At 32.7% G+C, this 19181-nt stretch carries 17 protein-coding genes; 4 read left to right on the forward strand and 13 right to left on the reverse strand.

The genetic code is table 11. From position 1 onward, the window contains the following. The 4 genes from HQN85_RS14195 to HQN85_RS14210 form a co-directional block, all read right to left on the reverse strand. Positions 1-3756 carry a sensor histidine kinase gene (locus HQN85_RS14195; RefSeq protein WP_173273427.1) on the reverse strand — a complete coding sequence of 1252 codons (3756 nt, stop codon included), beginning with the start codon at positions 3754-3756 and terminating at the stop codon, positions 1-3. 75 nt (positions 3757-3831) lie between these two features. Further along, on the reverse strand, positions 3832-4713 hold the full coding sequence (gene fabD / locus HQN85_RS14200; RefSeq protein ID WP_173273429.1) for an ACP S-malonyltransferase: 882 nt from the start codon (positions 4711-4713) through the stop codon (positions 3832-3834). A gap of 55 nt (positions 4714-4768) precedes the next feature. Then, the gene (folE, locus tag HQN85_RS14205; protein WP_173273431.1) at positions 4769-5404 is read right to left on the reverse strand and encodes a GTP cyclohydrolase I FolE; all 636 of its coding nucleotides are present in this window, start codon (positions 5402-5404) and stop codon (positions 4769-4771) included. Between the two features lie 27 nt (positions 5405-5431). Beyond that, positions 5432-5842, reverse strand: a complete 411-nt coding sequence (locus HQN85_RS14210; RefSeq protein ID WP_173273433.1) for a 6-pyruvoyl trahydropterin synthase family protein — start codon at positions 5840-5842, stop codon at positions 5432-5434. A gap of 97 nt (positions 5843-5939) precedes the next feature. Here HQN85_RS14210 and mqnB point away from each other — a divergent pair, with 97 nt between their 5' ends. Both mqnB and HQN85_RS14220 read left to right on the forward strand, forming a co-directional pair. Next, positions 5940-6563: a futalosine hydrolase gene (gene mqnB / locus HQN85_RS14215; RefSeq protein ID WP_173273436.1), complete on the forward strand. Its 624-nt coding sequence runs from the start codon at positions 5940-5942 to the stop codon at positions 6561-6563. Between the two features lie 45 nt (positions 6564-6608). Continuing rightward, positions 6609-7460: a menaquinone biosynthesis family protein gene (locus tag HQN85_RS14220; protein ID WP_173273438.1), complete on the forward strand. Its 852-nt coding sequence runs from the start codon at positions 6609-6611 to the stop codon at positions 7458-7460. Here HQN85_RS14220 and HQN85_RS14225 read toward each other — a convergent pair whose 3' ends face one another. From HQN85_RS14225 to HQN85_RS14255, 7 genes are all read right to left on the reverse strand, one after another. Continuing rightward, entirely contained in the window at positions 7461-7844 is a 384-nt protein-coding gene (locus tag HQN85_RS14225; RefSeq protein WP_173273440.1) for a hypothetical protein, read from the reverse strand. It lies immediately after the preceding gene. Between the two features lie 6 nt (positions 7845-7850). Beyond that, a complete protein-coding gene (locus HQN85_RS14230) occupies positions 7851-9083 on the reverse strand; it encodes an ABC transporter permease (protein WP_173273442.1) in 1233 nt (410 codons plus the stop codon). Positions 9084-9126: 43 nt separating this feature from the next. Beyond that, the gene (locus tag HQN85_RS14235; RefSeq protein WP_173273444.1) at positions 9127-9765 is read right to left on the reverse strand and encodes an MBL fold metallo-hydrolase; all 639 of its coding nucleotides are present in this window, start codon (positions 9763-9765) and stop codon (positions 9127-9129) included. 70 nt (positions 9766-9835) lie between these two features. After that, positions 9836-10420: a gliding motility lipoprotein GldD gene (gene gldD, locus HQN85_RS14240; RefSeq protein ID WP_173273446.1), complete on the reverse strand. Its 585-nt coding sequence runs from the start codon at positions 10418-10420 to the stop codon at positions 9836-9838. 1 nt (position 10421) lies between these two features. Then, positions 10422-11165, reverse strand: a complete 744-nt coding sequence (locus HQN85_RS14245) for a shikimate dehydrogenase family protein (protein WP_173273448.1) — start codon at positions 11163-11165, stop codon at positions 10422-10424. A 59-nt stretch (positions 11166-11224) separates the two neighbouring features. Then, a complete protein-coding gene (locus tag HQN85_RS14250; RefSeq protein ID WP_173273450.1) occupies positions 11225-11989 on the reverse strand; it encodes a phosphosulfolactate synthase in 765 nt (254 codons plus the stop codon). Between the two features lie 66 nt (positions 11990-12055). Next, positions 12056-13459 (reverse strand): tetratricopeptide repeat protein, encoded by a 1404-nt coding sequence (locus HQN85_RS14255; protein WP_173273452.1) that lies wholly within the window; start codon positions 13457-13459, stop codon positions 12056-12058. Between the two features lie 239 nt (positions 13460-13698). On the opposite strand from HQN85_RS14255, the gene HQN85_RS14260 reads away from it, so the two are divergent. Then, positions 13699-14163 (forward strand): nuclear transport factor 2 family protein, encoded by a 465-nt coding sequence (locus tag HQN85_RS14260; RefSeq protein WP_173273454.1) that lies wholly within the window; start codon positions 13699-13701, stop codon positions 14161-14163. A 78-nt stretch (positions 14164-14241) separates the two neighbouring features. Here HQN85_RS14260 and HQN85_RS14265 read toward each other — a convergent pair whose 3' ends face one another. Continuing rightward, positions 14242-16749 carry a M1 family metallopeptidase gene (locus HQN85_RS14265; RefSeq protein WP_173273456.1) on the reverse strand — a complete coding sequence of 836 codons (2508 nt, stop codon included), beginning with the start codon at positions 16747-16749 and terminating at the stop codon, positions 14242-14244. A gap of 148 nt (positions 16750-16897) precedes the next feature. Here HQN85_RS14265 and amaB point away from each other — a divergent pair, with 148 nt between their 5' ends. Further along, positions 16898-18439, forward strand: coding sequence for an L-piperidine-6-carboxylate dehydrogenase (gene amaB, locus HQN85_RS14270; RefSeq protein WP_173273458.1), 1542 nt, complete (start codon positions 16898-16900; stop codon positions 18437-18439). Positions 18440-18524: 85 nt separating this feature from the next. On the opposite strand, the gene HQN85_RS14275 is transcribed toward amaB, so the two are convergent. Further along, positions 18525-19169 (reverse strand): GIN domain-containing protein, encoded by a 645-nt coding sequence (locus HQN85_RS14275; RefSeq protein ID WP_173273460.1) that lies wholly within the window; start codon positions 19167-19169, stop codon positions 18525-18527. Positions 19170-19181 lie beyond the last annotated feature (12 nt).

A 19181-nucleotide genomic window follows, 5' to 3' on the forward strand; every position in this document is an offset into this window, starting at 1 on the left:
TTAAATAATAGGGAAGCTTAAGTAAAAGGTAGTTCCTTGATTAATTGCTGATTTAAATTCTATTGTACCACCAGCGTTTTCTATAGCTTGTTTTACAAAAGCTAACCCTAAGCCTGTACCTGATGATTTTGTGGTAAAATTAGGAGCAAAAATTTTATCCTGTAATGCTAAATCAATTCCTTTACCGTTGTCTTGTACTTCTACATATACGTACTTATTATCATTTATAAGGCGGATTTGAATAGCGCACTTCCCTTTTCCTTCACTAGCTTCTATTGCATTTTTGAGGAGATTATTAAACGTACGCAATAATTGATCTTTATCTCCTAGTATAAGTACTTTTCTATTTGTACGATTTAGCACAACAATTTCAATATTATCAGCTGTATTAAATACCTCTATTGCCTGCTCAATTACTGGGAGAAGCTCTAAATCTTGTAGTTTAGTATCAGGCATCTTAGCAAAATTGGAGAATTCGGATGCAATGGTAGCTAAGCTATCTATTTGCTCAACAAATGATTTATTAAAACTAGCAAACTTCTTTTCAAAATTAGGGTCATTTTCTTTCCACGATTTTTCCAATAGTTGCACTCCTAACTTTAATGGTGTCAATGGGTTTTTAATTTCATGTGCTACTTGCTTTGCCATTTCCCGCCAAGCACTTTCCCTTTCAGATCTTGCTAATTTATTTGCGCTTATCTCCAAAGCAGCAATCATTTTATTATATTCTTTTATGAGCGATCCGATTTCATCTTGCCGATGCCAAACGATAGGTTGATTTTTTTGTCCTAATTTGGTTTTTCTAATGCTTTCTTGAATAAATGTAAGCGGGTTGGTAATTTGATTAGCCAAGAATACAGCTAGTACTCCAATTAACACGAAAACTAAAGCGTAGATATTAATAAGGGTATTAATAAATAATCCAATTTTTGCTTGATAATCTGCCTCATTTGCATAATAAGGCATACCAATGTAGGCAATAGTTTCGTTTTGTGCATTGCGTATTGGCGCATATGCCGCAGCATAAGTAAAAGTTCCTATTTTCTCAGCAGAATTTAAAAATTCTGATCGTTGCATTAAGTTTAAAGATATAAATGCCTTGGGCCCTAATTTTTTCCCAATTATACCATAGTCGTACATTTTTGGTAAAGATGTTAGGTATAAATTTCCTTTAGTATCATATAAATTTAGAAAGGCGGCATTTACATCGGCAAACTGATTAAATGCATAAATAGATTCATTATCATTTTTGATTCCGCCTGTTTTTAAAATTTGCTTCTCATAAGAAAGTTGGATCTTTCTCAATTTCTCACGAATAGTATTTTGTTGCTGTTTTAGATAATCATCTTTAATGTAAAAAAAAGTTGTCCATCCTACAATTAGTAATGTTGCAACTACTGATAAAACTATTGAAACCTGAATTCTGGTCTTATAAAGAATTCTATTTGCATTAATCATTAAATATCGATTAAGACTAAACCAACCAGCTTTATTATCATCAATATTCTTAATTATCCAAATTATTAGATAAAGTGCAATTCCAAATAAGATAAATACCAAAAAGAAGAAGGATAGCGTTGCCAAACGTGCTATATAGGGTACTTTTTCTTTGCTTATTATAATTAATTTAGAGTTATTAGGCCGATTAACCGCATGGCTAAAAGCAACTTTTTTCTCAGTTCCTGCATCTACTTCATCTTGTGCTTCATCATTCACAAACTCAATCTTACCAATGGCACCTTTAAATCGTTTATTAACCATTGGATAGGTGTATTTTCCAGATTGACTATACAACAAATTATCCTTATAGAAAGCTAAAGAATAGTCAGTAAAGTCTTCATCACTTTTTGTTTTTCCGTCAATTAATAAATCTGGGAAGTAACTATTAATATCATAAGGTTGAGATTTTAATTCAATTACTAATGTTCCCAATAAGTTTTTTCCATCAAAAATTGGAATAAGTCCAAAGTAATCCTGATAGCCAAAAGTGTCATTGATTCTATAAGAATAGGTCGTTTCTGATGTTTTGACAGCTCCTGATTTTACTAAATTTTTGTACTTCGAAATAGGAATACTTTCTTCATTTTTCAATGTTGAATCTCGATTATTGTATTCATACATGTTATATTCGAAGCGAGATAAATATCCATCAAGGTATTTCTTCTCAATATAATCGTGAAAACTGAAGGTTTTAGTTAAACGAGGATTTTTAAAATATGCTACAATGGATGAATCTGACGAAATCCCTTTTTCAAAGCTATCTATAGAATTAATTACTTTAGGATCATCAGAATTTAATAGTTTCTCTGCGATAGCGGCTCTATTACTTCGCTCTTTTATATCGTTAAATTTGATATACTTAATTGCCGTAAGAAAAGCCATGCATAAAAAAAGAACTGCAAATATTCCTATTGAAAATTTACGTAATTGGATATAATTATTCCATCCTATAATGAAAATTAGCAACCCATAAACTAAAAAGAAAACGTTAAAATCAGTAACTAATTTATATATAAAATAGCCAGCTAACATCGTTAAAAAAACAAGCAAACGTTCTTTATTTGTAACCTCTAGTTGTTTGCTTAACTTGATAAAAATATTGGTAACCAAATAAACATTTAACCAGACTATACATAAAATTAAAATGCATACCCAACTTATCCAATCAAGATTAATGATGTTTGTAATGTCGAAATTTATTTTAGAATTATAGATCAGTCCAAAGAAAATGTTATCAATTAAATAACCCGTTAAAGACAAAATAAGCAGAAATATAACGTGAAATAAAATTCCAACTGCTTTATTTTTAACCATCCATTTAGGCAAAATATATTGCTGACGGTGGGTATACGCAAATAAAGCTATCCATGTTACAGCAATTACATTTAAGAGTAAATCGCCAAGTGAGGGAAAGAAATCACTTTGTGCATAAATGGATGGACTAAATATTTCTAAGTTAAATTGGTGATTAAACCAAAAAAATTGAAGATCAGATAATCTAAAAGCAATAAAAAATATGCTTAGCAATAATGTAGCAGAAACAACTAAACCTTTTTTTGCTAACCAGGAACAATAATAATTAACAAATAAACAAATGCTAAAAAGCCCAATTACCCATAACCAGACTTGTATAGAAGCATAAATATTTTTAGAATATTCTTCGCTCAACTTAACTGGGAAAAGGTATTCTTTGTGGATACTAAAGATTTCGGTAATATCTTTATCTGTAAATGTTGCTAAATCCAAACTGTTGCGAGGAAACAGCTCAGGAACAATTTGATTCTTTAGGTACTGGTTTTCTATGCTGAATTGTGTTTTTACAGCTATTAGAAAAACGAAAGTATAGTTATCTGAAGTTTTTTTAACCAGCTCATACCAACCATTTAATAATTGAGTAAAGGAAGTTCCTTCTTTTAAGCGATCAACATTCGCAGGAAATGATTTTATGGAACTCCAATATTGTAAGTTTCTATCTTTATAAATTAAAACATTAATACCATTTACACGATTGGTATTAATAAAATTTATGGCTAGTTTATCGTCTTTATAAAGCTCTTTAAGCTCGTTTAGTTTTATAGGATTGTTCAAATAATTTTGAACAATCCGTTCTTTTGCTGCTAAATTTTGTTGTAATACCCCAGCTTCATGTAAAAGGAGATCTTTTTTGGTAATTGAATTATTTAAAGACAATGCCGTAACAATACAGCAAATGCCCAGTAATAATAAAAGAAACCTGATTTTACCTCCAATACTCACGTTAAAGTTATTTTAATAAGGTATTAAAATGTATAGTGCTTTAAAAAAATGAAAAGGCAACTATATATTTCGGCATTAAACAATGCTTGCACTTGAAGTTTGTACTTCTCTACTTACTTTTTTAACCAATCCTTGTAATACATTTCCTGGTCCAACTTCTACAAATTCATTAGCACCTTCGGCAATCATATTTGTAGCTGTTTGTGTCCATCTTACTGCACCTGTTAACTGAGCAATTAAATTTGCTTTAATTGTTGCTGGATCTGTAGTTGGTTTCGCATTTACATTTTGGTAAATAGGACATATTGGTGATGAAATATCAGTGCTTTCAATTGCTGCTTGTAATTCTACTTTTGCAGGCTCCATTAGCGGGGAGTGAAAAGCACCTCCTACATTTAATTTTAATGCTCTTTTTGCTCCAGCTTCTGTTAATTTTAAACAGGCTTCATCAATTCCTTCAATACTACCAGAAATAACTAATTGACCAGGGCAATTGTAATTTGCTGGTACTACAACAGCATCAATGCTTGCACAAATTTCCTCTACTATTTCATCTGTTAAGCCTAAAATTGCAGCCATAGTACTTGGTTGAAGTTCACATGCTTTTTGCATCGCATTTGCACGGGCTATTACTAGTTTTAAGCCATCTTCGAATGATAAAGCATTCGCAGCAACTAATGCAGAAAATTCTCCTAACGAATGTCCAGCAACCATATCTGGCTTAAAATCATCTCCTAAAACTTTGGCTAAAATTACTGAGTGAAGAAAAATAGCCGGCTGAGTTACATTAGTTTGTTTTAACTCTTCATCCGTACCACCAAACATGATATCACTAATACGAAAACCTATAATTTCGTTAGCTTTTTCAAATAATTCTTTAGCTAACGGATTTTCATAAAGGTCTTTACCCATACCCACAAATTGGGCGCCTTGCCCTGGAAATATATATGCTCTCATAGTATTAAATCCCACAAGGGGAAGTCGTTTATTAATGTTGTTTTAAAAATTTGGTTTAATGTAGGTTTGCAGTTATTAACCTCAAAAACTCTGCTCTTGTTTTGTCGTTACTCAAAAATCCTCCTGTAAATGCTGAAGTTGTAGTAACTGAGTTCTGTTTTTGTACACCACGCATAGCCATGCACAAATGCTTGCATTCCATCACAACTGCAACGCCGGCAGGCTGCAATGTATCTTGAATGCAATCTCTAATTTCATTTGTTAAACGCTCTTGTACCTGTAAACGCCGGGCAAATGCATCAACTACTCTTGGTATTTTACTTAAACCAACAATATGTCCATTGGGAATATAAGCAATGTGTGCTTTACCAAAGAATGGCAACATATGGTGTTCACACATAGAGAAAACCTCAATATCTTTTACCACTACCATTTGACTATACTCTTCTTTAAACATTGCAGAGCGAAGAATTTCATGTGGTTGAATATCGTAACCGTGAGTTAAATATTGCAACGCTTTAGCAACACGCTCAGGAGTTTTTAAAAGACCTTCTCGTTCTGGCGTTTCACCTAGCTTTCCTAAAATATCCTTATAGTTCGCAGCAATCGAAGCGATTTTTTCATCATCGTATCGATCTATTTTCTGATAGCCGATCATTTCTTCTTCGTGATCGTATTTATCGTTTTCCATTAGTTTATAATTTTATTTTAATGGTTATTAACCAAAATACTCAACAAAGTTATTTTCTGTTTCGTAAATTTTAATGCAGTGCAATTGTGCGCCGCTTTCTTTAATGTGCGGTTCTAAGATATCCCAAATCGCAATGGCAAGATTTTCTGTAGATGCTAAAATATCTTTCATAAAATCTACATCTAAATTCAAATTTTTATGATCTACTTTATCAATCACATATAGATTGATAATTTGTTTTAGCCATTTTAAATCTACCAAAAAACCAGTTTCAGGATTAACTTCTCCTTTAACAGTTACATATAATTGATAGTTATGCCCATGCCAATTCGGATTTGCGCACTTACCATAAACCTCCGTATTTTTATCCTCACTCCAATCCGTTCTTGATAATTTGTGAGCTGCATTAAAGCTCTCTCTGCGTGTTATATAAATCATTTTGTATTAAATAAAGAGCAAATATACTATATATTGGTTTAGGTTGATAGCAGATTGAGCTTTCGTAACCTATAAAGAATTTCTTTACATTTACCTTATGAAACTATTGGTTGTTGCTGCCACAAAAGCTGAGTTAAGTAAAGTATTTGAGCATTTTAGCCTGCCGAATGAAAATTTTATACAACAAGATAAATTTGATCTACTTATTACTGGTGTTGGCATGACGGCTACGGCTTTTGCTTTAGGCCGACATTTAAATAGTAGTTATGATTTGGTTTTAAACGTCGGCATTGCTGGAAGTTTCGATAAAAATATCCCATTAGGAAGTTTAGTAAACATCAATACAGATACTTTCGCCGAATTAGGAGCCGAAAACCATGATGATTTTATTGCGATTGACGACTTAGGTTTTGGTAAAAACACTTTTAACGCCAGTTATCAGTTAATAGACTTACCTATGGCGAAAGGAATTACAGTAAATAAAGTTCATGGAAATGCCGAAAGCATTGCAAAAATTGAACAAAAGTTTAATCCGCAAACCGAAAGTATGGAAGGCGCTGCTGTATTTTATGCATGTAATTCACTACAAATTCCATGTGCACAAATAAGGAGTATTTCCAATTATGTTGAACCTAGAAATAGAGAAAACTGGCAAATTGGATTGGCTATTAAAAATTTGAATAATTGGCTAATGGATTTTATTAGTAAACAAACGAAATGAGTTAAACATGACGATACACCGTACTTTTAACGTTATTTTTGCTTTATGAAACTTACACTTGGTTTTTCACCTTGCCCTAACGACACGTTTATTTTCGACGCTTTAATTCATGGTAAAATTGACACTGAAGGTTTAACTTTTGATGTTTCTTTTGATGATGTGGAAACATTAAATCAAAAGGCGATGCAAGGCGAGTTAGACATTACAAAATTGAGTTTTCATGCCTTTGCATATGTAGTAGAAAAGTATGCGCTTTTAAATGCTGGTAGCGCTTTAGGTTTTGGTGTTGGCCCATTATTGATTTGCAAAAAAGAAAATCTTGAACGAATAAATCAGCAATTGACAGCTGAAAATTGTGAGCTAAAAACAGGAATACCTGGAAAATATACAACTGCAAATTTTTTATTGGGTGTGGGTTATCCTCAACTTACAAATAAAAAGGAGATGGTATTTTCTGAAATTGAAAATGCTTTGTTAAATGAAGAAATTGATTTGGGTTTAATTATTCACGAAAATCGCTTTACTTATCAAGATAAAGGTTTACATAAAGTAGTTGATTTAGGTACTTATTGGGAGCAATTAACCTCTTGTGCCATCCCTTTGGGTGGAATTGTAATTAATCGAAATTTAAGTTTAGAAGTACAGCAAAAGGTAAATCGATTAATTAGAAAATCTGTAGAATATGCTTTTGCTAATCCTAAATCTGGTATCGAGTTTATTCGTGAGCATGCACAAGAAATGGACGAAGCTGTGATGTACAAGCATATAGAGTTGTACGTTAATAAATACTCGATAGATTTAGGCAAAGAAGGCAAAAAAGCAATTGATACTTTATTTGAAAAAGCGATTAAAAATGAAGTAATTCCAGCTTTTAAACAGAATTTATACGTTGCTTAATTATTGCGAACAAGGCCCTTCTGGAATTTGCTTGCTAATTTTAAGCAACTTCGTTACCACCATCGTCGAATCATAGTCCCCTGTAACCGTCGTTGTGTCAGATTTTACTAATTTACACTCCACCTCTATATAAACAGGTGTATATGGTTTTTCAAAACCAAGATTATTATAGGCAAGTTCTAATGTCTTAGCACTATCTGCTACCCAATATTCTCTTCGTTCTTCACAATCAGTAAAAGATTTAATTTCTGGACCAAAGCTGTAAAGGCCTTTTGCAATAATCTTTTTTGTTGAATCATTGCCTGATTTTTTATCACTATGACAAGCGGATAAAACAACCATCGAGGTAAATAATAAGAGAGTTAATTTTTTATAGCTATTCATAATATTTTAAAGATCCTGATTTAATTGATCTATTTTCTTTACACTTAAATTTGATGCCAAAGCTGAAGCAATAAAAGAAAAAATACTAACAGTAATAAAAACGAGTACAAAATCTTTCCATTTAAAAGCGATGGGATAAGCATTGGATACTAATAAATTCGATTCGCCCATTTTAACCCACCCAAAACGTTGTTGCAATAAGCAAAACACAAATCCAATTAATAACCCAAAGATACAACCCGTTAACGTTATCATCATACCTTCTACCAAAAATATTCTTTTAATTAATTTTTTGCCTGCTCCAAGACTATTCAATATAGAAATATCTTTAAGTTTATCGATAACTAACATTGTTAATGAACCAATAATATTAAATATAGCGATTATTAAAATGAAGGTTAGAATAATATAAACCATCCATTTTTCTGAACCTAAAACATTATATAGTCCTTGATTTTGTTGTATTCTATTTTTAACTGTAAACGTAGAGCCTAAATTTTGTGCAATTTTATTTTTTAATAACTCTGCATCTACACCATCATTTACATTTATTTCTATTGCTGACACATTTTTATCTTCCCCTAAAAGTTCACGGGCAAATGAGATAGGTACAATAATCAAATTATCGAAATCTTGTTGAACTTCAAATACTCCAGAAGGGGGAATACTTAATACAGTAAAATCATCCATTGGATTAATAGAACTCGCTTTAACTCCTTTTTTGGGAGAATAAATTTGCAGTTTTTCGAAAGGATCACTAGAATTTACACCTAAGTAAGCTTGTAAAGCAGAACCGATAACTGCATTTGGGCCATTCTTATTTTCCAATACAAAATTACCTTCAATCATGATGGTATCTAAGCTTTTATTCTTCAAAAAATCACTACTCACACCCTTCACTAAGGCTGGAGATTGTTTATTATTATACCAAATTAACGCATTTTCTGATAAGACTTCGGTATAGGAAAATATTGATTTATCTGCCTGTAGTTCCTTTAAATAAACTGTATTTGGATTAAAAGTTTTGCCTTGAGAAGGCATGATAATAATTTGTGGTGTAATGGTATTGAACATTTTAAGTACCACTTCTTCAAAACCATTAAATACAGATAAAATAATGATTAAAGCCGTGCTTCCTACAAAAACACCCAATACAGAAATTGCCGAAATAATGTTTATGGCATTAGTCGATTTTTTTGCAAAAAGATACCTTCGGGCAATATAAAATGCTGTATTCACCTTTCAAATATATGGAAATGTAAGCGGTAAAAGACTGTAGTCTTTATACTAAAAAAGGATTATTCATTTTTTCAAAACCAATAGTTGTAGAAGGTCCATGACCTGGAAAAACTTCGCAATCATCTGGTAGTTGAAATAAATTGTTCTTAATGCTTGTGATCAATTGTTGGTGATTTCCGCCTGGTAAATCCGTTCTTCCAATACTTCGGTAAAACAACACATCTCCACCTATTAAAAAGTTTTCATCAACTGCATAAAAACATAAATGTGCTGGCGAATGACCGGGTGCAAAAATCAAGTTCAGTTTACTTTTACCAAAAGTAACGGTTCCGGTTTCTGGTAAAAAAACTTCAGGCTCTGGAGAAAGTTCGTAACGCATGCCCATTTGTGGTGCGTAACCAGCTACAGCTTGTAAAATATATAATTCTCCCTGATGAAATTGCGGTTTTAAAGACCAGTTATCAAACACAAATTTATTCCCTAATACATGGTCGATATGGCAATGCGTATTAAGCAAAAGTTCTGGTTTTAATTGATTATCTCTGATAAAAGCTACCAGTTCGTTTTGCTCAGCCCCGTCGTACATTCCTGGATCTATAATTACACAAGCTCCAGTTTCATCATGTAAAACGTAGGTATTTTCTTGGTAAGGATTAAATGTAAATTTCTTTAAACTGATCATATTTTACAATTTGTAAGGTTGAATATTTGAACGTTAAAACACTGCAAGTTTATAACATTTCAACTTTACATTAGTTTTTCCACTTAAACGTTTCAATCATTCTATCTATATCTTTTTTAAGGAATTTAACTACAGGTTGAATGGAATCATACTGTGGACGTTCGTTAAAATATAAAGCGCCTCTAAAATAATGTTTGGCACTATCAGTTAAGAAAAATTGTACTGAAGACGCTGTATTTCCCTCAATCGCATAATAAATCCCATATACTTTTCTATCAGGATAATTGATTAATCTTTGGTCGATTGAATTTGCCTTAATTGTATGTTTCATGGCTAATGTCCTAGCAGACTCTGTCATTTCGTTATAATTCTTTTCCGAAAAAACACCGTGGTAAGTAAGATGAAGTTTGCCATTAAATTGAGGGAAATTCATGTTATTCCAACAAGGTTGTGCATTTTTATCGCTATCCACTGTGATTTGAGCATATACAGGATATTCAAACGTAAAGGGGCAATCTGAATTGAAAACTTTGTATTGCTTTTTTGGGAATTGAATACGAAAATAACCCTTAGGTTTTGGTGTATTTGTGTTCTCACTTGTACAAGCAGCAAAAAAAGCTAACAAAATGAACAGCAAGAGGATATTTTTCTTCATATTATGAATTCCAAATATACCATGAACGTTCTGCTTGGAGAAATAGCATTTCTAATCCATTTTTAATTTTTGCCCCCTGATTTTTTGCTTTCTTCAAAAATTCAGTTTCTTCTGGATTATATACTAAATCGTACGCTAAATGCTGTGCTGTTAAAAACTGATATGGAATTGGCGGGTAAGAATCTAAATTTGGCAACATTCCCAGTGGAGTTGTATTAATGAGTATAGTATATTCATTCAATATTTCTTTAGTAATTGCTGAATATAAAATTGCATTTGGAGCAGGATTTCTAACCACTACTAAATACGAAATACCTAACTGATTAAGGACATATTTAACAGCTTTTGCAGCCCCTCCATCTCCAAATATTAATGCCTTTTGATGATGTTTTTCCAGTAGTGGTTTTAACGATTCAGAAAAACCATATGCGTCTGTATTGTATCCTCTTAATTTTAGTTTATCATCATTTTGATTAATAGAAATACAATTTACTGCACCTATTTCTTCTGCTGCATCATCAATTTCATTCAAAAACGGAATTACATTTACTTTATGCGGTATAGTTACATTTAATCCGCAAAGCGATGGATTTGCAGCAATTAAATCTTGAATATCGTTTGTATTTTCAATCGGAAATAATTCATAGCTACAATCTGCAATTTTTTCATTCTCGAACTTTTCTGAAAAGAATTTTTTTGAAAATGAATGTGATAAAGGAAAGCCAATTAATCCGAATGTTCTCATATTTTATAAAAAAACCGTCGACTAAAAGTCGACGGCAATGCATTTCTCGAAAAAACGAGTTATTTTTTATTTAAGAAATAATCAAAAGTATCTCCTCTTAGGCCTAAGCGAATAGTTTCTAATGGAATTACTTCCGCTGGTGCGATATTACCTAAATTAACATTTGTACCAATTAGCTTGATAAACCAAACCTGTTGTTCTTTTTGAGGTGCTTCCCAAATAATCGTTTCTTCAGGTATTTGTGTTAAAATCTCATCTACTAGTCCCTCTCTAACTTCACCTGTCCCACGATAAATACCAACATTCCCTCCTTCACGAGCTTCAGCAATAACTTTCCACGAACCCGCTTCGATTTCGGCCTTCATTAGAGCAATCCATTTATAAGGGGCAAATATTTTAGCTGCATCCTTAGAACCTACTTCAGAAATTACAGTTACTTGAGATGAAAGTTTTCTAATAAATTCGCATTTTTCATCATGCTCAATATCCATAGAACCATCCGAAATTTCTGCGTATTCCATTCCAAACTCATCTAAAACTTTGCGATAATCATCAAATTGGTTACGAATTGCGAAAGCCTCAAACAATGTTCCTCCAAAATAAGTTGGAATACCAGCATCACGATAAATAGCTAGTTTTTCTTTTAATTTAGGTGTAACAAATGAGGTTGCCCATCCTAATTTTACAATATCTGTATGTACGCCTGCAATATCTATAAAATCTTCAACTTGTCTAAGACTTAGGCCTTTATCCATCACCATTGTTAAACCACTTTGACGAGGTTTTACTGAACGATCAGGAATATCTTTTAATTTGTAATTCATATATGCTGCAAAGGTTAAAAAAACTCTGCTATTTTTTAATATAAAGCTATTATTTCTTGTTAATTTCTACTTGATATACTTATTGATAACTTCAATGATTAATCCATTATCTTGCAATTGAGGTAAATATTCAAACAGAATATAATGCTTTTCTGGATCGGTAACCAAAGCTGTTTCTAAATACGCAATAGCATCATTACTTTGGCCAAGTGCAAATAAATAAGCCACCATTCGGTAATATAACTCTGCCGCGTCTGGGTTATTTTTAATCCCCTCTGCCATCGTTTCTGAAGCCTCTACCAGTTTTCCTTGTTCATACAACACAGTTGAAAAATCTAACCAGGCCTCAATATCTAGCGGATTATATTCTAAAACTTTGTAATACGCTTCTACCGATTCTTCTATTTGACCCAATTTATAATGTGCATCGGCCATTGCAAACCAAAAATCTGGATTTTCTTCATCCAATTCTAAGGCCTTTTTATAGAAATGAAGTGATTCGAAAAAACGTTCTTCAAAGTTTAATGTTACGCCAATTCCAAACCAAGCATCAGCCATTTTAGAATCCATTTTTACAGATTTCTTGTAGTAAGAACGGGCTTCGTCCATTTTCTCGAGCTTCTCGTAACACTCTCCTATTGCACAATATGTATCTGCGTTAGGTGGTTCGTACTCAAAAGTTTGTTTATAAACGTCTATTGCCTCTTGATATTTATCCAATTGCACTAAAGCATTTCCTTTATTATAGTATGCTGAAGCGAAGTTTTCCTTAATTAGAATAGCATAATCGTATGCATCAATTGCTTTTTCAAACAAATCTAATTTGTGATAGGAGTTTGCTAGATTATACCACGCCGCATAAGAATACGGATCGCTATCAATATATTCTTGGTAAAACTGAATGCTTTCTTCTTGTTTATCTAAAATATCATAGCAAAAGGCTAGTTCATACAAACCATCCTTATTTTCCATATTTTGTTCTAAGCTACGTTTGATATAAACAATTGCAGTTTCATAATCGTGCATATTTTGATACACGTATGCCATTTGCAATAAAATTTCATCGGTAGTTTCTGCTAGAGTTAACGCTTTTTCAAAATTTTCTAAAGCCTCCGCATGGCGATCTAAGTTTTGATAAATATTTCCACGTAACACATAAATATCTGGCTCAGATGCTTCTAACATTTCTGCTTTTTCTAGTGCAGCAAATGCCTTATCTACCTGATTGGTAAACAATAATAACTGGGCTTGTTTAATTAAAAAAACCGCAGCATACGGGTGTTGGTTTAAAGCATATTCTATAACCTGCAATGCTTTAACGGGATCGTTCTTTTCTATATAATTGTCAATTATATATTCAAATGCCTGCGCATCAAAAAAGTATTGATCCTGGTTTCGGATCATCTCTTCGTAACGCTCTACTGAATGTTGCGCATCATCATTAAAATCAAATTCAAATTCTTCTTCCATTTCTCGAATATTTAAAGAACAACCCTATTATTTCAAATACCTTATAAGTTTACGTTATTTACAGGCTGATTACGAAAATAATTTTCAACATACACACACTCAACAAGGTAATTGATTAATAATAAAAGATTTAGCCTTAAGCTAATGTGAATGGTAATGGGTAGTTGATCTCCAACTTTGTTCTTTTAACTATTTACAAAAATACCATATATTTAACTTAAATCAGTAAAATTCAAGTCATGAAACGATTAAGCATTATTCTATTATTTTCATTGTTCGGAAGCATTCAGCTTTATGCACAATCATACAGTGAGGAAACAGCGGTAAAATCTGCCATTAATTTGTTATTTGACGGTATGAGAAATGCCGATACCGCCATGATACGCAAGGCTTTTGCCACTCAAAACACAATGCAAACTATCGCGAAAAACAAAGAGGGAAATTTTGTAGTTCGGACAGAAAACGTAAGCGATTTTATTAAAAGTATTGGTGCTCCGCATCCCGAAAAATATGATGAACGTATTGTATTTACTAAAATATTAATTGATGCTAACCTTGCCAGCGTGTGGACGGATTACAAATTTTATGTGGGTGAAAAATTTAGCCATTGCGGCGTTAATTCTTTTCAACTTTTTAAAGGAGAAGATGGCTGGAAAATTATTTATATTATCGATACCAGAAGAAAAGATAATTGTAATTTGTAAGTTGATTCGATACAATAAAGCCGCAGATTCGTAGATTAATTAGTCTACAAATCTGCGGCTTTTAAATTATGTTTGGAATTATTTTTTAGCTAGTTCATCAGCGCCTGCTTTAAAATACCCTGCTTGTTTAATTAAGTTATCTTTTGCTTCTTGGCTACTAGCTGTTTCTGCGGCTTTTAATTTAGCTTGTTCTGCAGTTGTAAATATTTGGACAAATTGTTTACCAAAATATTGGGTCAGTTTAGTTCTATCCATATTTGTAATGATAGCTTGAATACCAGATTGCGTAATTTTAGGATTTGTGTTTTTACTCAAATATGTAGAATAAAAACCTACTACTTGTGCCAGTTTATTAATTCCCTCTGTATTCACAATATTTAGGTAGAAATCATTATAATTATCATCTCCTAAAGCTGCGTAAACCTGTGCCAATTGAGAAGGAATATGCGCTCTAGTATCCGCATCTAAATTTGTAAGAACTCCACTTAACGAAGAGGGTTCTAACATATTTATTGTTTGTATAGCAGTACCAATTACTTTGTAAGAACGATCGTTTAAACTCTCTTTTGCTAAAGGCAAATAAGCTTTATCACCAGTGGTAGCCAATCTGGCTAAAGCAGTTGCTCTAACATTTGAATTTTTATCTTGTTTGGCCATAGTAGCCAATGTTGGCGCAACCATAGCTTTTATGGTTTCATCTTTTACATTGAATCCTTTAATCGCTAATGCTCTTAAAACTTCACTTTGATCTTTTAATGCTAATAACAGCATTTGTTGAGCTGCAGTTTCCTTATTTTTTAACGTTGCTTGCTCAATCGCTTTAATTCTATTCGCATAAGATGGAGCATTTGTATATTGGAAAATATAATTTTCTAAAGTTTTATCTTCCTTAACTTGTCCAACTATAATTTTGTCAGCATCAAAATCAATTAAATCTGGTTTTGAGGAAACAGGGAAACTGAAACTCTGTTCTCTACTATTAATTACAATTTCTTTAGTCGTTTTTTTACCACCAATATAAATGTCAACTTTTATAGGAAGTGTGAATGTTTGTACATCCGCACCTTGAATTTGTTTAACATTTATAATTGCATTTCCATCTTTATAATCATATTTCACATCTAAAATTGGGTGTCCACCAGCATAATACCATTGGTTAAAATATTGTGACCAATCTTTTCCGGTTACATCTTCAAAAGCTAAACGCAATTGTTGAGCTTCTCCATTTTTAAAAGCATTTGTTGTTAAATAACGGTTTAAAGATTTGAAAAAGGCATCATCTCCCATTTGATTTTTCAATGCATATAAAATTACCGCTCCTTTTGGATAACTCACATTATCAAAAACATCTTCTTTATCGTTATAGTTGAAACGAACTAAATTTGGACTTTCACCATTTTTGGTAGATGATAAATAGGTGTTTAATTTTTCATATCTCGTTCTATCTGCTGCATCTTTACCAGCATCATATTGTTTCCAAATAATTTCAGAAAAAGCAGCAAATGATTCGTTAACCGTAATATTCGACCATGATTCTGCAGTTACATAATCGCCAAACCATTGGTGAAATAATTCATGTGCAATAGTACTTTCTTGATCGCCGTCTAACAATTCTCTATCCGTTGCTTGTACAGCTTCACCGTGTAAAGTAGCAGTTGTATTTTCCATTGCTCCAGAAACATAATCTCGGGCAACAATTTGCGAATACTTATTCCAAGGATATTCAACTCCAGTAACTTGAGAAAAGAAACCCATCATTTTAGGTGTTTTACCAAAAATTGCTTTAGCGTAAGGTGCATATTTTGGTTCTAAATAATAATTTACTTCTTTTCCTTTATAGGTGTCTTTATAAATTTTGAAATCGCCAACAGCCATCATAAATAAATACGGTGAATGCGGCAAATCCATTTTCCAGATATCGGTTCTTGTTCCGTTTGTGTTTGCTTTTTGAGAAACTAATTTACCATTTGATAAAGTCACATATTTAGATAAAACTGTCATCGAAATTTCGGCAGTTGTTTTCTGGTTAGGTTTATCAATAGTTGGGAACCAAGCAGATGAAGCTTCTGTTTCGCCCTGTGTCCAAATTTGTGTTGGTTTATCTTTTTCTGTACCATCAGGATTTATAAAATATAATCCTTTTGCATCAGTGATAGCTGCACTGCCTTTTATGGTTAATTCATTCGGTTTTGCCGTGTAATCAATGTATAAGGTATATTTTTCATCCTTAACATATTTTTTATTTAGCTGTATGTATAATTTCTCTTTATCATTCGTAAACTTTAAAGGTGTATTTCCTTTGGTCCCAACTACAGAAATGCTTTTAACATCCATTCCTTTTGCATCAAGCGTTACGGAATCTGTAGTATAAAAGTGCGGTTTTAATGTTATCCAAGCTTTTCCATATAAGTATCGCTTTGCGTAATCGAAGCTTACATCCAATTTGGTGTGCACTAAATCGTTAACTTTTGTGGCAGTTGCTCGATAGGTTGGGTTTACTTTTTCCTTTTCTTCTTGCGCATTTGCAGAAGAAATTCCACCTAAAATTACCAGACTCATTAATCCGGCTATAAAATGTTTATTCATGGTTTATATTTTTTATTTTGATTTAATTTGAAAGATAAAGTTACAAGGTAAGCAGAAACTGCAAACATTACTAGCTATTTATAATTGGTAAACCTGCTTAATTTTTTGTTGTTTTGTATAAATCGATTTTCAGATTAAACATCATCACATGAAAACAAATATCAACGCTGTTTTAAAGCAGCTAGGAATTGAAGATAGTAATCCTGCTTATAGTACGGGCAGTAAATGGGGTAAAACAGCTAACGAAAAAATTATTGAAAGCCATTCACCAGTAGATGGTAAAAAAATAGCATCAGTACAAGTTGCTTCTGCAAAAGATTATGATGTAGTAGTAAAAACTGCACAGGAAGCATTTCTACACTGGCGAACTGTACCTGCTCCAAAAAGAGGCGAAATAGTGCGTCAATTTGGTGAGGCATTAAGAGCAAACAAAGAAGCCTTAGGAACTTTGGTTTCTTACGAAATGGGAAAAAGCTTGCAAGAAGGATTTGGTGAAGTACAAGAAATGATTGACATCTGTGATTTTGCAGTGGGTTTATCTCGTCAGTTATATGGTTTAACTATGCATAGCGAACGACCAAATCATCGCATGTATGAACAATGGCATCCAATAGGTATTGTTGGAATAATTTCTGCTTTTAATTTCCCAGTGGCTGTTTGGAGTTGGAATACAGCTTTGGCGTGGGTTTGTGGAAATGTTTGCATCTGGAAACCATCAGAAAAAACTCCTTTAACGGCTATCGCTTGTCAGCATATTATAGAAAAAGTCTTGGCAGCTAATGATGTACCCGAAGGTGTTTCTAATTTAATTATTGGAGATAGAGAGGTTGGAGAGTTGTTAAGTAATGATACTAGAATTCCATTAGTTTCGGCAACAGGTTCTACGAGAATGGGTAAGGCTGTTAGTGCTGCTGTTGGTGCTAGATTAGGTAGAAGTTTACTAGAATTAGGTGGAAACAATGCGATCATTATTTCCAAAGATGCAGATTTAGATATGTCTATTATCGGAGCTGTGTTTGGTGCAGTTGGTACAGCCGGACAACGTTGTACTACTACTCGTCGTTTAATTATTCACGAAAGTGTATACGATGCGTTTACAGCTAAACTGGTTAAAGCATACGGGCAATTACGAATTGGGGATCCTTTAGATCAACACAATCATGTTGGACCATTAATAGATACTGATGCCGTTGCGAGTTATTTAGATTCTATTGAAAAATGTAAAGCAGAAGGGGGAAATTTCGTTGTTGAAGGCGGTGTTTTAAGTGGTTCAAATTATGAATCGGGTTGCTATGTAAAACCTTGCATTGCTGAAGTTAAAAACGATTATAAAATTGTACAGCATGAAACTTTTGCCCCAATTTTATATTTGATAAAATATAAAGAATTAGATGAGGCCATCGCTTTGCAAAATGGTGTTCCTCAAGGATTATCTTCTGCAATTATGACATTGAATTTAAGAGAAGCTGAACAGTTTTTATCTGCTCAAGGTTCTGATTGTGGTATTGCAAATGTTAATATTGGCACATCGGGCGCAGAAATTGGTGGTGCTTTTGGTGGTGAAAAAGAAACAGGTGGTGGTAGAGAAAGTGGATCAGATGCTTGGAAAGCTTATATGCGTAGACAGACCAATACCATTAATTATGCCAACACATTACCTTTAGCACAGGGAATTAAATTTGATTTATAATTCTGAAGGACTTCTCTACAAATAAAAAAAGCGTTCCAGTTAGGGACGCTTTTTCATTTTAAAAAACTGATATATGATGGGTTGTTTATTTTCCTAATTCGTATAAATCATCAGAGATTTTTATGTTTTCTAAAGTTTGCGCAATTGGGCCTTTTGCATACACAGTTGCAGTAGAATTCACACTTGAAGTTTCAGCTACAAAACAACCCATGTTTAATTTTGCATTTGAGCTTAATACTGCATAATAATCAGTAGTTGAACCACCTAATTTTAAGCTTGCATTATCTTTTACAGAAGTATATAAATTAACTGTAGTGGTATTAAGATCAGCAGTTGCTTTATCTTTTAAAATTACATCTAAGCTTAAGAAATTTACTTTACCAAATGTTTTGATTCTTGAATTGTCTCCACCTTCAATTGAAGAAAGATTGCGTACATAAACTGCTACAGTTAATGTTTCGTTTTGAAAAGAGCTGATGCGTAATACACCATTTTCTTGTTGCACTAAAGCATTTTTCGAATAGTAGCTATCGTACACTTTTACGCTTTCAGTTGGTGCTTGAACTAAAATTACTTCAACATTACCGTTTACTACAATTTTGTTAATGTTTTTTACCTGATTTAAGGTCGTAACGTTGTTTTCTTTTACATCTGTTGATGCGAAGGCAGAACTGGTTAATACTACTAGTGTTAATGCTGCTGCGAATAGGGTTTTAATAGAAGTTTTCATAACTTTAATATT

This window comes from Pedobacter boryungensis (assembly GCF_013204825.1).
In the GTDB taxonomy this organism is placed as follows: domain Bacteria; phylum Bacteroidota; class Bacteroidia; order Sphingobacteriales; family Sphingobacteriaceae; genus Pedobacter; species Pedobacter boryungensis.